At 71.5% G+C, this 15,423-nt stretch carries 15 protein-coding genes; 6 read left to right on the top strand and 9 right to left on the bottom strand.

Translation table 11 applies throughout. The features are described from left to right. Nucleotides 1-89: 89 nt before the first annotated feature. A complete protein-coding gene (locus SH922_RS30535; protein ID WP_393061479.1) occupies nucleotides 90-1,322 on the bottom strand; it encodes a sensor histidine kinase in 1,233 nt (410 codons plus the stop codon). 5 nt (nucleotides 1,323-1,327) lie between these two features. After that, nucleotides 1,328-1,981 carry a response regulator transcription factor gene (locus tag SH922_RS30530; protein ID WP_024490544.1) on the bottom strand — a complete coding sequence of 218 codons (654 nt, stop codon included), beginning with the start codon at nucleotides 1,979-1,981 and terminating at the stop codon, nucleotides 1,328-1,330. Between the two features lie 416 nt (nucleotides 1,982-2,397). Between SH922_RS30530 and SH922_RS30525 the strand changes: the two genes are divergently transcribed. Beyond that, nucleotides 2,398-2,571 (top strand): hypothetical protein, encoded by a 174-nt coding sequence (locus SH922_RS30525; protein ID WP_187285335.1) that lies wholly within the window; start codon nucleotides 2,398-2,400, stop codon nucleotides 2,569-2,571. A 128-nt stretch (nucleotides 2,572-2,699) separates the two neighbouring features. On the opposite strand, the gene SH922_RS30520 is transcribed toward SH922_RS30525, so the two are convergent. Both SH922_RS30520 and SH922_RS30515 read right to left on the bottom strand, forming a co-directional pair. Beyond that, nucleotides 2,700-3,518: an inositol monophosphatase family protein gene (locus tag SH922_RS30520; protein ID WP_393061476.1), complete on the bottom strand. Its 819-nt coding sequence runs from the start codon at nucleotides 3,516-3,518 to the stop codon at nucleotides 2,700-2,702. A gap of 35 nt (nucleotides 3,519-3,553) precedes the next feature. Beyond that, entirely contained in the window at nucleotides 3,554-4,681 is a 1,128-nt protein-coding gene (locus tag SH922_RS30515) for a ferrochelatase (protein ID WP_393061474.1), read from the bottom strand. A gap of 180 nt (nucleotides 4,682-4,861) precedes the next feature. Between SH922_RS30515 and SH922_RS30510 the strand changes: the two genes are divergently transcribed. Both SH922_RS30510 and SH922_RS30505 read left to right on the top strand, forming a co-directional pair. Then, a complete protein-coding gene (locus SH922_RS30510; protein WP_393061472.1) occupies nucleotides 4,862-6,109 on the top strand; it encodes an MFS transporter in 1,248 nt (415 codons plus the stop codon). Beyond that, nucleotides 6,066-7,388 carry a D-arabinono-1,4-lactone oxidase gene (locus SH922_RS30505; RefSeq protein ID WP_393061470.1) on the top strand — a complete coding sequence of 441 codons (1,323 nt, stop codon included), beginning with the start codon at nucleotides 6,066-6,068 and terminating at the stop codon, nucleotides 7,386-7,388. The genes SH922_RS30510 and SH922_RS30505 overlap by 44 nt, the downstream gene beginning before the upstream one ends. An 88-nt stretch (nucleotides 7,389-7,476) precedes the next feature. On the opposite strand, the gene SH922_RS30500 is transcribed toward SH922_RS30505, so the two are convergent. Beyond that, nucleotides 7,477-8,595, bottom strand: a complete 1,119-nt coding sequence (locus tag SH922_RS30500; protein ID WP_393061468.1) for a hypothetical protein — start codon at nucleotides 8,593-8,595, stop codon at nucleotides 7,477-7,479. Nucleotides 8,596-9,092: 497 nt separating this feature from the next. Between SH922_RS30500 and sepH the strand changes: the two genes are divergently transcribed. Next, complete coding sequence (sepH, locus tag SH922_RS30495; protein ID WP_393061466.1) at nucleotides 9,093-10,157, top strand: septation protein SepH; 1,065 nt, start codon at nucleotides 9,093-9,095, stop codon at nucleotides 10,155-10,157. A gap of 99 nt (nucleotides 10,158-10,256) precedes the next feature. Here sepH and SH922_RS30490 read toward each other — a convergent pair whose 3' ends face one another. Further along, entirely contained in the window at nucleotides 10,257-11,090 is an 834-nt protein-coding gene (locus SH922_RS30490) for a sulfurtransferase (protein ID WP_393061464.1), read from the bottom strand. A gap of 232 nt (nucleotides 11,091-11,322) precedes the next feature. Between SH922_RS30490 and SH922_RS30485 the strand changes: the two genes are divergently transcribed. Then, nucleotides 11,323-12,099, top strand: a complete 777-nt coding sequence (locus SH922_RS30485) for a VOC family protein (RefSeq protein WP_393061462.1) — start codon at nucleotides 11,323-11,325, stop codon at nucleotides 12,097-12,099. 24 nt (nucleotides 12,100-12,123) lie between these two features. Here the strand turns inward: SH922_RS30485 and SH922_RS30480 are convergent, their stop codons facing one another. Both SH922_RS30480 and SH922_RS30475 read right to left on the bottom strand, forming a co-directional pair. Continuing rightward, on the bottom strand, nucleotides 12,124-13,977 hold the full coding sequence (locus tag SH922_RS30480; protein WP_393061460.1) for a serine/threonine-protein kinase: 1,854 nt from the start codon (nucleotides 13,975-13,977) through the stop codon (nucleotides 12,124-12,126). A 90-nt stretch (nucleotides 13,978-14,067) separates the two neighbouring features. Next, a complete protein-coding gene (locus tag SH922_RS30475; protein ID WP_393061458.1) occupies nucleotides 14,068-14,304 on the bottom strand; it encodes a hypothetical protein in 237 nt (78 codons plus the stop codon). 170 nt (nucleotides 14,305-14,474) lie between these two features. Here SH922_RS30475 and SH922_RS30470 point away from each other — a divergent pair, with 170 nt between their 5' ends. Further along, nucleotides 14,475-14,603, top strand: coding sequence for a hypothetical protein (locus SH922_RS30470; protein WP_393061456.1), 129 nt, complete (start codon nucleotides 14,475-14,477; stop codon nucleotides 14,601-14,603). A 160-nt stretch (nucleotides 14,604-14,763) separates the two neighbouring features. Here the strand turns inward: SH922_RS30470 and SH922_RS30465 are convergent, their stop codons facing one another. Beyond that, entirely contained in the window at nucleotides 14,764-15,414 is a 651-nt protein-coding gene (locus tag SH922_RS30465; protein WP_393061452.1) for a thymidine kinase, read from the bottom strand. Nucleotides 15,415-15,423 lie beyond the last annotated feature (9 nt).

Below are 15,423 nucleotides of genomic sequence, written 5' to 3'. Positions count from 1 at the left end.
TCACACACGGCCTCTCCAGGATCGAGTCCCGAAAATTCCGCTCAAAGCGAACAAAAATAATCCGCGCACATTTCGCCACGCCCAGCTTCTCAGACGGGCAGTGAGACGCGCATCACAAGACCACCGCCTTCGCGGGGCTCCGCGATGATACGGCCGCCGTGAGCGCGCGCGACGGAGCGTGCGATCGACAGGCCGAGCCCCACCCCCTTGTCGCTGCCCGTTCGCTCCGTACGCAGCCGCCTGAAGGGCTCGAAGAGGTTGTCGATCTCGTACGCCGGCACCACGGGCCCGGTGTTCGCGACGACCATCAGAGCCTGCCCCGGCAGCAGCTCGGTGCTGACCTCGACCCAGCCGTCCGCCGGGACGTTGTAGCGCACCGCGTTCTGTACGAGGTTCAGCGCGATCCGCTCCAGCAGGACACCGTTGCCCTGGACGACCGCCGGGGCCAGCTCGCTGCGCATCTCCACGCCCTTGGCCTCGGCCTCGCCCCGGGCCTGGTCCAGCGCGCGGGATGCCACCTCCGCCAGGTCGACGGGCTTGCGCTCGACGATCTGGTTGTCGCTGCGGGCGAGCAGCAGCAGGCCCTCCACGAGCTGCTCACTGCGTTCGTTGGTGGCCAGCAGCGTCTTGCCGAGCTGCTGGAGCTCCGGGGGTGCCTGGGGATCGGAGAGGTGGACCTCCAGCAGCGTGCGGTTGATCGCCAGGGGGGTGCGCAGCTCGTGCGACGCGTTCCCGACGAACCGCTGCTGCGCGGTGAAGGCCCGCTCCAGCCGGTCCAGCATGTCGTCGAAGGTGTCGGCGAGCTCCTTGAGCTCGTCGTCCGGCCCGTCCAGTTCGATGCGGCGGGACAGGTCGGTTCCGGCCACTCTGCGGGCGATGCGGGTGATCCGGCCCAGCGGCGAGAGCACCCGCCCCGCCATGGCGTAGCCGAAGGCGAAAGCGATGACGCTCAGGCCCACGAGGGCCAGCAGCGACCGGTTGAGGAGGGTGTCGAGCGCCTCCTGGCGCTGATGGTTGACGCAGGTGTTCACCGCGGCGTTGAAGTCGTCCGGGGACGCCTTCTCGGGCAGGTTGCAGACCTTGCTGGTCACCTGCCCGTTGACGATCGTGAACGGCAGCTCGCTGCCCACGTGCAGGGCCTGGGCGGCCAGCATGTAGATGATCGACAGCAGCAGGATGCCCGCGATCAGGAACATGCCGCCGTACAGCAGGGTGAGCCGTATCCGGATGGTCGGGCGCAGCCAGGGGTACGGGGGCTCCTGCTGCTTGGGCTCCCAGGTGGGCTTGGGGGGCGCCGCCGCGGGCGGCGGGACGGTGGGCACCGGCGTCAGATCCGGTAACCGGAGCCGGGCACCGTGACGATCACCGGCGGCTCGCCGAGCTTGCGCCGCAGCGTCATGACGGTCACCCGGACGACATTGGTGAACGGGTCGGTGTTCTCGTCCCAGGCCTTCTCCAGGAGCTGCTCGGCCGAGACCACGGCGCCCTCGCTCCGCATCAGGACCTCCAGCACCGCGAACTCCTTGGGTGCCAGCTGGACCTCCTGCTCGCCCCGGAAGACCTCGCGGCGGTTGGGGTCGAGCTTGATCCCCGCGCGCTCCAGGACCGGCGGCAGAGCGACCGTCGTGCGGCGGCCGAGGGCCCGGACCCGCGCGGTCAGCTCGCTGAACGCGAAGGGCTTGGGCAGATAGTCGTCCGCGCCGAGCTCCAGGCCCTCCACGCGGTCGCTGACGTCCCCGGACGCGGTGAGCATGAGCACCCGGGTCGGCATGCCCAGCTCGACGATCCGGCGGCAGACGTCGTCGCCGTGCACCAGGGGGAGGTCCCGGTCGAGGACCACGACGTCGTAGTCGTTGACCTCGATGCGCTCCAGGGCCGCTGCACCGTCGTAGACGACATCGACGGCCATGGCCTCACGGCGCAGTCCGGTGGCCACCGCATCGGCGAGCAGCTGCTCGTCCTCCACGACGAGTACGCGCACGGCGCTTCCTTCCTTAGAACTTCACAAAAGTGCTTCACAACAGAGCTTCACGGCAGAACTTCACAACGTTCGAGACAGACCGGCGGAGCGTCCGGACAGACGCGTGGTCGTGATCCGGACCACGCCTCGGCACGGCCTGTGCGGCTCCATCCTGCCCGTAACACGTATAAACCGGCGGTAAGACGGCGCGGCCCGACCTGCGGCTTCCGGGAATTCGGAGGATTCCCGGGCCAGTTGAGGTTTCTCTGAGGGTTGGGCAGGGGAGGACGAATTCACACCCGCGATCACGTCTTGTATGTGGCGTGCCACAGGCCCCTCCGTCCCCCGGAGAGTGCGTGATCACCCGCCCTACCGCTTCGGCGGAGGGAAACCCGGGCACACCCCCGTGCCACCGACCCACGATGAGGGGGCGCTTCATGGACGCTTTCACCGCAGGTCTGCTGCAACGCATCCAGACCACCGAGTCCGACCTCACGAAGGCCCGCGAGACGGGCGACGACTTCCTTGCGGACGTCGAGCAGGGCGAGCTGGACGACCTGCACCGCCTCGCTGCCGAGCACGGTGTTCACATCGGCGCCACGAGCGTCTGAGCCGTCACGAGAAGGCCCCGCGGTGCCGCACAGGCATCCGCGGGGCCTTCTCGGTTCCGGTCTCCGGTGGGAAGCCCACGGCCCGCTCAGCGGCTCTCGCAGGCCTCGGGACCTGGGGCGGCCCCTGGTCAGTCGTGCCAGGCTCCCAGTTCCTCGAGCAGGGCCTGGAGGGGTTCGAAGACCCCCGGCGCAGCCGCCACCGTCAGCCCGCCGTCGGCGGGCGGCCCGGGGCGGCCGCCGGTGAGCGCGCCCGCCTCCCGGGCGATGAGGTCGCCCGCGGCGAGGTCCCACGGGTGAAGGCCGCGCTCGTAGTAGCCGTCGAGGCGACCGGCGGCGACGTCGCAGAGATCGATCGCCGCGGAACCGCCGCGCCGGATGTCCCGCAGCCTCGGGATCAGGATGCGCGCCACCTCCGCCTGGTGCGCGCGGACGTCGGCGACGTAGTTGAAGCCGGTCGACACGAGCGCCTGGTCGAGCGGCGGGGCCGGCCGGCAGCGCAGCCGGGCGCCGTCCCCGTACGCTCCGCCCTTTGCGTGCGCACCGCCGCCGAGGACCGCGTGGTAGGTCTCCCCGCGCATCGGGACCTCCACCACGCCCACGATCCGCTCACCGTCGCGCTCCGCGGCGACGGAGACGGCCCACGTGGGCAGGCCGTAGAGATAGTTCACGGTGCCGTCGAGCGGATCGATCACCCAGCGGATACCGCTGCTGCCCTCGGAGCTGGCGCCCTCCTCGCCGAGGAAGCCGTCGTGCGGGCGGCGCTCGGCCAGGAAACCGGTGATCAGCTTCTCGGCGGCGATGTCCATCTCGGTGACGACGTCCACCGGGCTGGACTTGGTCGCGGCCACGCCCAGGTCGGCGGGGCGGCCGTCGCGCAGCAGCGCGCCGGCGCGGCCGGCGACGTCCAGGGCGAGTTCGAGCAGTTCGGACAGCAGGGGGTCGGTCACGGCGCTCCCAAGGGGGTGAGGAGGTGCGGGGCGGGTCAGGCGTAGGGGCTGTCGGCGCCCGCGGCGGCAGGCTTGAGCGCCCGGGCCGGGCAGCAGCCCACCGGGCAGAGGTCGTGGCTCGCCCCGAGCGATCCGAGCGCGCACCGCTCCCGGCCGAGGCCCTGCTCCGTGGCGGCGCGCTCCAGCACGAGGTCGCGCACCGCCGCGGCGAAGCGCGGGTCGGCACCCACCGTCGCGGACCGGCGCACCGTGAGTCCGAGCTCGGCCGCCTTCGCAGTGGCCTCGGTGTCGAGGTCGTAGAGGACCTCCATGTGATCCGAGACGAACCCGATGGGTGCCATCACCACGGCGGGGACACCGTCACCGTGCAGCGACTCCAGGTGGTCACAGATGTCGGGTTCCAGCCACGGGATGTGCGGGGCGCCGCTGCGCGACTGGTAGACGAGCTTCCAGGGGTACTCGACGCCGGTCCGTTCAGCCACGGCGGCCACGATCAGCCGGGCGACGTCGAGGTGCTCGGCGACGTACGCACCGCCGTCGCCGTGTGCCTCCACCGGTCCGGAGGTGTCCGCCGCCGACGTGGGGATGGAGTGCGTCGTGAAGGCCAGGTGCGCCCCGGCCCGTACGTCCGCGGGCAGCTCGGCCAGCGAGGCGACGACCCCCTCCACCATCGGCTCGACGAAGCCGGGGTGGTTGAAGTAGTGCCGCAGCTTGTCGACGCGCGGCACGGACAATCCCTCGGCCTCCAGGACGGCCAGTGACTCGGCGAGGTTCTCGCGGTACTGCCGGCAGCCGGAGTACGAGGCGTACGCGCTGGTCGCCAGGACGGCGATGCGGCGGTGCCCGGCCTGGGTCATCTCGCGCAGGGTGTCGGTCAGGTAGGGCGCCCAGTTGCGGTTGCCCCAGTACACGGGCAGATCGAGTCCGTGCTCAGCGAAGTCCTTGCGCAGGACGTCGAGCAGCGCCCGGTTCTGGGCGTTGATCGGGCTGACGCCGCCGAAGAGGAAGTAGTGCTTGCCGACTTCCTTCAGCCGCTCCTCGGGGATTCCCCGGCCGCGGGTCACGTTCGCCAGGAACGGAACCACGTCGTCCGGGCCTTCGGGGCCTCCGAAGGAGAGCAGCAGCAGGGCGTCGTAGGGAGCAGGATCGCGCAGATCGGACATGACCTCGATCCTGCCACCCACCCACGGCCCGGCTCCCACCGACACCTGACCCGCCCGGCACCGCGGGTTCACCGGCGCCCGCCCGGAATCCCGCTGTCGGACCCTCAGGCGCACCCGTAAGCTGTATCGGCCGCATTCACCCCTGACACCGCGTGTGACCACGCCGTACCGGAGTCCCCCGTGCCCAGTCCCTACCGCGCGATCTTCGCCGCCCCCGGCTCCAAGGGTTTCTCCTCGGCCGGCTTCTTCGGCCGGATGCCCCTGTCCATGATGGGCATCGGCGTGGTGACGATGGTTTCCCAGCTGACCGGCCGCTACGGGCTGGCAGGCGCGCTCTCCGCGACGCTGGCGATGTCGGCCGCGGTGGTCGGACCGCAGGTGTCCAGGCTGGTCGACCGGCACGGACAGCGCCGGGTGCTGCGTCCGGTGACGCTCGTCGCGCTGGCGGCCGTGGCCGGGCTGCTGGTCTGCGCTCAGCAGCGGCTTCCCGACTGGACCCTGTTCGTCTTCGCCGCGGGCGCGGGCTGCGTGCCCAGTGTCGGGTCGATGGTCCGGGCCCGCTGGGCGGAGATCTACCGCGGTTCGGCCCAGCAGCTGCACACCGCGTACGCGTGGGAGTCGATCGTCGACGAGGTCTGCTTCATCTTCGGCCCGATCATCTCCATCGGGCTCTCCACCGCCTGGTTCCCGGAGGCCGGCCCGCTGCTCGCCGCCGGGTTCCTGCTGGTCGGAGTCTTCTGGCTGACCGCACAGCGGGCCACCGAGCCGGTCCCGCACCCGCACGCCCGGCACACCACCGGCTCCGCGCTGGGTTCGCGCGGGCTGCAGGTGCTCGTGGTCACCTTCGTGGCCACCGGGGCGGTCTTCGGAGCGGTCGACGTGGTGACGGTGGCCTTCGCCGAGGAGCAGGGCCACAAGGCCGCGGCGAGCCTCGTACTGGCCGTGTACGCGCTCGGGTCGTGCCTCGCCGGAGCGGTCTTCGGCCTGCTGCATCTCAAGGGCAGGCCGTCCACCCGGTGGCTGGTGGGAGTCTGTGCGATGGCCGTGAGTATGATCCCCCTCCAACTGGCCGGGAGCCTTCCGTTTCTGGCCGTGGCGCTCTTTGTCGCGGGTCTCGCCATCGCACCGACGATGGTCACCACCATGGCCCTCGTCGAACAGCACGTACCGCGCACCAGACTGACCGAGGGCATGACCTGGACCAGCACCGGGCTCGCCGTAGGCGTGGCGCTCGGCTCCTCGGCCGCCGGCTGGGTGGTCGACGCGTCCGGGGCGAAGGCGGGGTACGCGGTGCCCGCCGTGGCGGGAGCGCTCGCGGCCGCGGTGGCGTTCCTGGGGTACCGCCGGCTCAGAGGGCCGGTTCCTACGGAAGGGCGCGGGGAAGATGACCGACACCTACGCACGGACGACGACGAGCGCGTGGCGTAACTGGGCGGGGAACGTCACCGCCCGTCCGGTACGGACCGTGTCCCCCGCCTCCGTGGACGAACTCGCCGAGGCGCTGCGCAGGGCGTCCGAGGACGGTCTGAAGGTGAAGCCGGTCGGTACCGGCCACTCGTTCACCGCGACCGCGGCCACCGACGGGCTGCTGATCCGGCCCGATCTGCTCACCGGCATCCGTGAGATCGACCGGGCGGCGATGACGGTGACCGTCGAGGCCGGCACCCCGCTGAAGCGGCTCAACACCGCGCTGGCCCGCGAGGGTCTCTCGCTCACCAACATGGGCGACATCATGGAGCAGACGGTCGCCGGGGCCACCTCGACCGGCACCCACGGCACCGGCCGCGACTCGGCGTCGATATCCGCGCAGATCCGCGCCCTGGAACTGGTCACCGCGGACGGCACGGTGCTGACCTGTTCGGAGACCGAGAACCCCGAGATCTTCGCCGTCGCCCGGATCGGGCTCGGCGCGCTGGGCGTCATCACCGCCATCACCTTCGCCGTGGAGCCTGTCTTCCTGCTGACGGCCCGTGAGGAGCCGATGGCCTTCGACAAGGTCACGGCGGACTTCGATCAGCTGGTGACCGAGAACGAACACTTCGAGTTCTACTGGTTCCCGCACACGGGCAACTGCAACACCAAGCGCAACAACCGGAGCGCGGGCCCCGCGGCCCCGCCCGGAAAGGTCAGCGGCTGGATCGAGGACGAGCTCCTCTCCAACGGCATCTTCCAGGTGGCCTGCTCGCTCGGCCGGGCGGTCCCCGCCACGATCCCCTCGGTCGCGAAGCTTTCCAGCCGGGCCCTGTCGGCGCGTACGTACACCGACATCCCGTACAAGGTCTTCACCAGCCCGCGCCGGGTCCGGTTCGTGGAGATGGAGTACGCCCTGCCGCGCGAGGCTGCAGTCCAGGCGCTGCGCGAGGTCAAGGCGATGGTGGACCGTTCCCCGCTGCGGATCAGCTTCCCGGTGGAGGTGCGCACCGCCCCCGCGGACGACATCGCGCTCTCCACGGCCTCGGGCCGGGACAGCGCGTACATCGCCGTCCACCTGTACCGGGGCACGCCCTACCAGGCGTACTTCACGGCGGTCGAGCGGATCATGGCCGCGCACGGCGGGCGTCCGCACTGGGGCAAGGTCAACACCCGTGACGCCGAGTACCTGGCGGGCGTGTACCCGCGCTTCGGCGAGTTCACCGCCGTACGGGACCGGCTGGACCCGGACCGGCTCTTCGCCAACGACTACCTGCGCCGGGTCCTGGGCGACTGACCCCGGCCCTCACCGTGACGCAGTCGGCCTCCGCCCGGGTCATGGGCGGAGGCCGACTGCGTCACGGCCGGAGACCGGCCGCGTCCGCTCACTCCTGGGTGTCCGTGCCGACGGGTGCGCGGTCCTCCTGCGCCGGAGCGCCGGCCGTACCCGTCGGATCGGGGGCGGAGCTGTTTCCGTCGCCGGTGGTCGCCGGGCTGGGCGCGGGCGCCGGGGCCGTACTGTCCCCGGCGGTGTCCGACGGGGTCGGCGTGGGCGTCGGGTCGGCCGTCGCGGAGCCGTCCCGGTCCGGATCGGGGTTCGCGCTCTGTCCGTCCTGCGGGTCGGCGCCGGGTGCCGTGCTGTTGTCCTGGCCCGGCACCGTGGCGTCCTGTTCCTGGTCCTGGTCCTGGTCCGAACTGGGGGACGGTGCCGGGTCGGAGGATCCCGAGCCCCGCTCACCGCGCACGACGGAGCCGACGGTGGTTCCCTGGCCACCGCTCAGGTCGTTCCCGGAGACCAGCTCGAACGTGGTGATCCCGATCATCGAAACGACGAACACCAAGGCGGCCCCGAGGGCCGAGCGCTTCCAGCCGCGGATCCGGGTGCCGTGCGTGGTCGCCTGTGTGAACTCCTCGTCCGGCGACGTGGCGGCCGTGAGCCGCCGGGTTCCGGCCGGCGACTGGATCAGCTGCGTGCGGTCCGGGTCGGCGGTCACCTTGCGCAGCACGGTCGTGGCGTCCACCGGCCGCAGGACGGCTGTGGCGTCGGCATCCTTCGGCCCGGAGGCCTCGCCCCGCGCGGAAGGGTCCACCTGCCGCAGGACGGTCGTGGCATCCAGTGGGCGCAGCATCGCGGTGGCATCGGCGGATCCGGCCGTCTCGCGCAGCGCGACCCGCCTCCCGGAAGTCACCCATTCCGCATCCGGGTCACCGCCGTCACGCGTCTGGCGCGTATGAACCGTCACCTCGCGGCCCGGGTGCTTCACCTGGACCGTCACCTCGCGGATCTGCTCGCCCGTGCGGCGGAAGAAGTGCTGGAAGACCGAGCCGCCGCAGGTGGCCACGACGCTCATCACCCCCGCGCCGAGAATCGTCCCGTACACACCCAGTTGAGAGGCCGCCACTGCCGCCGCGACCGCTGCCACAGCACTGCCCGCCACCTGGGGCAGGCTCAGATCTATCCGCCTTTCTCTGGGTTCTATGTCACTTTCCGGCTTCTGCACCATTTCCAGCCCTTGATTGACATCTCTCCCACCATGCAACAACAAGGGACATTTGAGCGAAGCAGATAGTTCCGCTTACGGGGATTCTGTGAAGCAGGACACGCATTGCGGGCATCCTGCCTCCAGCTGGGTACCTCAACTCCCGTGCCTCACGAGAACTTCGGCGGCGCGGCGGTCCACCCCCATGGCCCGAATGGAGTACTGTGGCGAGCCCTGGGGCCGGACTCCCGCGTGGAAGTCCGGAACCTTCGGGAGGGGGCCGAAGGAGGCACTCGATCCGGCGGCGCCGCGGCATCGCACGGGGGCCAGCTACGCGGAGTGACCATCTGTTACTTTGCGTTGCGCAAGAGGTCACCGTGTCATACCGGCGATCAAGGGCTCACGCCCGACACGCCGGGCAACACGGCAATGTTGTGGCAGGCTGCACCCGGGCAGGCCACACTCGACTAGCGGAAGCAGCGACGCACGTGACGTCGGCAGGCACCACCCGGGAGGTCCCCATGCCCGAACTGCGTGTCGTGGCCGTCTCCAACGACGGCACACGACTGGTGCTCAAGGCTGCGGACAGCACGGAGTACACGCTTCCGATCGACGAGCGGCTGCGAGCCGCCGTGCGCAACGACCGCGCGCGGCTCGGCCAGATCGAGATCGAGGTGGAGAGTCACCTCCGCCCCCGCGACATCCAGGCCCGGATACGAGCCGGTGCCTCCGCGGAGGAGGTCGCTCAGTTCGCCGGGATTCCGGTCGACCGTGTCCGCCGCTTCGAGGGCCCTGTGCTCGCGGAGCGTGCCTTCATGGCCGAGCGGGCCCGGAAGACTCCCGTGCGCCGTCCGGGCGAGAACACCGGCCCCCAGCTCGGCGAGGCGGTGCAGGAGCGCCTGCTGCTGCGCGGAGCCGACAAGGAAACCGTCCAGTGGGACTCCTGGCGCCGCGACGACGGCACCTGGGAGGTCCTCCTGGTGTACCGGGTCGCCGGCGAGCCGCACTCGGCGAGCTGGACCTACGACCCCCCGCGCCGGCTGGTCCAGGCCGTCGACGACGAGGCCCGCTCGCTGATCGGCGAGACCGACGACGTCGCCGCCCCCGAGCCCAGCTTCCCGTTCGTGCCCCGGATCGCCCGACTGCCGCGCGACCGGCCGCTGGACCGCGCCCTCGACCGCCAGATGGAACGCCCCACGCCGCCTCCGCCCCCGGAGCCGGAGGAGCGTATCGGCGGGGTCACCGCGAGCGAGCGGGATTCGCTCACCAGCCTGCTGGAGGCGGTACCGAGCTTCCGCGGCGACATGGTCGTGCCGGAGCGGCCCGCACCGCCCGAGCCCCCGGCGCTCGAACCCGCCGCCCACGAGCCGGAGGCCGAGGAGCCGCCGGCCCCCGCGGCCTCGGCGGGCGCGGGTTCCGCCTATGCGGACGTGCTGATGCCGCGGGCCGTCGCAGGCCACCGCGACCGGCTCACCGGGACGACGGACCGGCAGGCCGAGGCGGACGGGGTCCGGCCCGGGCGTCGGGCCGCGGTGCCGAGCTGGGACGAGATCGTCTTCGGCACGCGCCGCAAGAAGCAGGACTGACCGGAACCGGGTGACCGCAGCATGACGAGGGCCCGTACGCAGCCGCGTACGGGCCCTCGTGCGCTGTCCGGGCGGGACCCGCGGCCCCGCCCGGCTCCCCTACTGCGGGTCGGGGCCCGTGGCGACCGGGCGGGACTCGTCGCGCGTCCAGTGCGACCAGGAGCCCGCATAGAGGGCGGCGTCCGCGAATCCGGCGATCTCCAGCGCCAGCACCTGATGGGCGCCGGAGACTCCCGAGCCGCAGTAGACGCCGACCTCCACGGTGTCCCCGGAGGCGCCCAGCCCGGAGAACCGGGAGGCCAGCAGCTCGGCGGGGAGGAAGCGCCCGTCCTTGGCGACGTTCTCCACGGTCGGCGCCGAGACCGCGCCCGGGATGTGCCCGCCCACCCGGTCGATCGGCTCCACGTCGCCCCGGTAGCGCTCGGCGGCCCGCGCGTCGAGCAGCAGACCCGAGCGGGCCAGGGCGGCCGCGCCGTCCGCGTCCACCAGGGGCAGCGCGCCGGGCGCGGGGACGAAGTCTCCCTCCGCGGGGGCCGGGATCTCCTTCGACAGCTCACCGGTCCAGGCGGCGAGACCGCCGTCCAGCACCCGGACGTCCCGGTGCCCCGTCCAGCGCAGCAGCCACCAGGCACGGGCCGCCGCCCAGCCCTGGCCGCCGTCGTACACGACCACCGAACTGTCCCGGCCGACCCCCGCGCGGCGCATCACCGCACCGAACTCCACCGGGTCGGGCAGGGGGTGGCGGCCGCCGTCACCGGCCGGACCGGCGAGCTCGGCGTCCAGATCGACGAAGACCGCGCCGGGGATGTGCCCGGCCTCGTAGTCGGGCCGGCCATGGGGGCCGCCCAGCTGCCAACGTACGTCCAGGAGCACCGGCGGACGTGGCCCCGCCGACTCGCTCGCACATTCGGATGCGGAGATGATGGGCTTCATGCGTGCCATCTTCGCGCAGCGGCCGCCTCACCCGTAACAGCGCCGAGAAGGATATATCGCCACAAACCGGACCTTCTCTGTTGAGATCACGGAAAAAGCGGCGCGGCCGGGGCGCATCACGCGCCGGGTGGTGCAAGCATCTGCACGGGGCGTACACATCCCGTACCGCACAACGGCGCGCCGGCCCCCTTCCCCCGTACGGCCACCACGATGGTCCGAGGAGAGTGTGACGATGACCGAGGCTGCCGCTCGGCGTACACCCGGAACACCTTGCTGGGTGAGCCTGATCGTGCACGGCCTGCACACGACCCAGAACTTCTACGCCGAACTGTTCGGCTGGGAGTTCGGCCCCGGCCCCGAGCAGCTCGGCCCGTACGTCCGGGCGCTGATCGACGGGAAGGAGGTCGCGGGCATCGGACAGCTGCCGCCCGACCGGCACCTCCCGATCGCCTGGACGACCTATCTGGCCACCGACGACGCCGACCTCACGGCTGAGACGATCCGCGCCTGCGGCGGCACGGTCGGTGTCGGACCGCTCGACGCCGGGGAGGCGGGCCGGATGGCCATCGCCTCGGATCCTGGGGGAGCCGTATTCGGGATCTGGCAGGCGGCCGCGCACGTCGGCACCACGCTGGCCGGCGCGCCCGGCACCCCGGTCTGGAACGAGCTGGTGACCCGGGAGACATCGACGGTCGCCAAGTTCTACCAAGCGGTCTTCGGCTACGAGACCGAGGCGGTCGTCTCGGCCGACTTCGACTACCAGACCCTCCACCTCGACGGTCGCCCGGTGGCCTCGCTGCACGGCGTCGGCCACGCCCTGCCGCGCGACCGGGGCCCGCACTGGATGACGTACTTCGAGGTCACCGACACGGACGAGGCCGCGCAGCGCGTGGTGGAGCTCGGCGGACACATCCTGCAGCCCCCCAGGGAGGGATCCAGCGGCAGGGTGGCCACGGTGGCGGACCCGGAGGGCGCGGCGTTCACGATCGTGCGGTCGGCGGGGCGCTGAGGAGGCCGGCGAGCTGCGGTGCCGTCAGTGCGCCTTGCGGAACTCGACGACCGTCTCGTCGTCGAGGCCGGTGCGCACGAGGGTGGCGGGCCGGCCCGGGTCACCGTCCATGAGGCTGTACGCGTACGGTCCGGCGTTCTGCCCGCAGCCCTTGGCACGGACGGGTGCGGCATACGTGGTGAGGAGACCCAGCTGGCCCAGGACCGTGGGCTCCTCGGCCACGTCCACGGCAAGGGCCCGGTAGTCGCACAGCCGGCCCGATTCCGTCCCGGTCGTCCGGATCACAGCATTGCCGATGGTCCTGCCCTGCACGACCAGGGTGCGGCCGTCCACCGATCGCCACGTGCCCCGGTACTCCCCGACCGATGTGGTGGATGGTGCAGCGCGATCCAACACCTCACCACTGGTGTCCGGGGCCTGCCAGAGGACGAACTCGTCATCGAGCCACAGCGTGATCCGGGAAGGCAGCCCGCACTGCCTCCAGTTGCTGCCCTTGGGCTCGGTGGAGGTCAACCGGTAACCGCTGAGGACCAGGCTGCGGTCACCCTGGGACAACTCGGCGGTGCGCGCCTCGCCCCTGCACACGGCTCCGGGCGACCCCACGACGAAGTCGGCCCCCTTGCTTCCGGGCCGCGAAGCCCCATGGAACTCCAGCCGCACGGCCCCTCTCCAGTGCCATGCTCCGGTGAACCGGATCGCGGGCTCAGGCTCCGGTTCCGCGACGGACACGAGGTCGTCCTTCCCACCGGACGACAAGTCGGGCCAGGGTGACAACAGGGCCAACAGGCTTCCCGTCACCACGACCACGGCTGCGGTCGCAGTCCATCGCGCGGCCCTCCGCCGGGGCGGTGCCACCGCGGCCAGCAGCACCCGTGGCGGCGCGATGCCCGCCTCCGGTACGTCCAGAAGGTCGCGTCCGACAGGCTCGGGAAAGTCCGGGATCCCGGCCGGTTCGGGGGCGTTCCGCTCCGCGCGCCGGGGAGTGTGCGGCAACGGCTGCGCGGCGGCCCTGTCCAGCCGCTCCAGCAGGGTGCCCGGCAGCCACGCCCCCGCCGGGGCGTTCCGCGTACGGTCGAGCACCTCCGCGACCGACGGCCGGTCCTCCGGCTCCTTCGCCAGGCAGTCCCTCACCACCTCGGAGACCGATTCCGGCAGGCCGGTGAGGTCCGGCTCCTCGTAGGCGATGCGGAACATCAGGGCGTGCAGTCCGCGTTCCTCGGCCTCGAACGGGGAGCGGGCGGTCGCCGCGTACGTGAGGACGCACCCCAGGGCGAAGACATCGCTCGCCGGGCTGACCCGCTGCCCGCGGATCTGTTCAGGGGCCATGAACTCGGGAGACCCGACGAGCATCCCCTCGGGGGTGATGGTGGAGTCCAGGGGCACGTCGAGAACGTGCGCCACGCCGAAGTCGATCACGCGTGGTCCGTCGACCGTGAGCAGGATGTTGGACGGCTTCAGATCGCGGTGGACCAGTCCCGCGGCGTGGATGGCCGCAAGGGCCGAGGCGAGCCGGTGGGCGAGGACATGGGTGGATGCCGAGGGCAGCGCGCCGAACTCCCCCTGCACGACGGCCCGCAGGGTGGGACCCGCGACATACTCCGTGGCCACCCACGGGATGGCCGCATCCGTGTCCGCGTCCAGCACCGCGGCCGTGCACGGCCCTCCCACTCGGCGCGCGGCAGCGACCTCGCGTACGAACCGGCGTCGGAACTCGGTGCGTTCGGCGATATCGGCCCGCACGACCTTCACAGCCACCGGCTCCTGCGAACCCGACAGGGAACGGGCCAGATAGACCCGTCCCATGCCGCCGGCACCGAGTCGGCCGAGCAGACGATAGGAGCCGATGCGGGACGGCTCATCGGGGGCCAGAGGCTGCATGGGTCGGATCCTCGCACAACCGTACGGTGCGCACAGATCGACTCCAGGATTCGCATCGGTCGCGGTCGGCTCGGCCGCGCGCGTGAGGTCTTACGGCAAGGGGAGCGTGAACGCGTAGGCGCGCGGCGCGGCGCAACCCTGGCAGGTGCCGGCGAACCGGGAGAGGAGGTGATCGTCGACTTCGGAGAGGACGTTGCGCCAGAGACAGCGGAACTCCCCGCATGCGCAGGCTCGTTGGCCGGCATCGGTGAATGCGCTGGTGTCGGAGTCGTGACCGTCCTCCGCCGGCGGCTGCGGGAGGACGCTGCCGCTGTCGGCATCAGGCACTCCGTACAGCCTCCGCTTCCACGACACCGCATCGGCGGTGAGAGGACCCCGCCCGGCACACTCCACACGCGTGCCGGGCCCCGCGTTGTTCGCGACACACCAGCACGCCCGTAGCCGCCGCTGCCGCCGCTGTAGGCCCTGCCTTCGCAGAGCGGGCACACCCCCCAGCCGTGACAGTCGTCGCGCAGGACGCCGCAGGCCTGCTGAGCGTGAAGGGCGGCTGGCCCAACCGCCGTTCGGTGTGGATGACCGGCGTCCAGCCGGTGAACGTCAAGAATCCGGGCCCGTTGCCTTCATAGACCTTGACCTCGAACTCCTCGTGCCGGGCTGTCGCCCAACTCTCCCCGGGGTGTACCGAAGACTGGTGGTGCACGTTCCGGCCGGCCGCGGTCAAGGCGTTCAGGACCCCCGGAGACGTCCGCCGGCCACAGTGAACCACGGCCTGTTCGGCCGGCGCCCTCAGCTGGAGGCGACCGGCAGGACGTCCGGCGAGAGCGCGCCGGCGCGGACGGAACCGCTCGTCATACGGCGACAGTGGTGACGCCGGCACAACACCTCGTAGCCGACGTCCGCAGCGGGACTGCTCACGTCACCGACGACGACCTGCTCGCCCTCCACCACCATCTCGCCACCCACCGTCCGGGCGTTGTGGGTGGCGCGGGCGCCGCACCAGCACAGCGCCTCCACCTGGAGGGCCTCTATGCGGTCGGCGAGCTCGATCAGCCGCTGGGAGCCGGGGAAGAGCCTGGTGCGGAAGTCCGTGGTGATGCCGAAGGCGAAGACGTCCAGACCCAGATCGTCCACGACGCGGGCCAGCTGGTCGATCTGTTCCGGGGCGAGGAACTGCGCCTCGTCGACGATCACGTAGTCCACCCTGCCGCCCTGGGAGAGCTGATCGACGAGGTGCGCGTACAGGTCCATGCCCTCGGAGGCCTCGACCGCCTCCGTGACCAGGCCCAGCCGGGAGGACAGCTTCCCCTCCCCCGCCCGGTCGTCACGGGTGAAGATCACGCCCTGGAGCCCTCGCGCCGACCGGTTGTGTCCGATCTGGAGGGCCAGCGTGCTCTTTCCGCAGTCCATCGTTCCGGAGAAGAACACAAGCTCGGGCATGAGGGGTTG

Origin of the sequence: Streptomyces sp. LN549, assembly GCF_043203805.1 — a bacterium.
Classification (GTDB): Bacteria; Actinomycetota; Actinomycetes; order Streptomycetales; family Streptomycetaceae; genus Streptomyces.
This window is presented reverse-complemented; position numbering and strand designations above follow the sequence as displayed.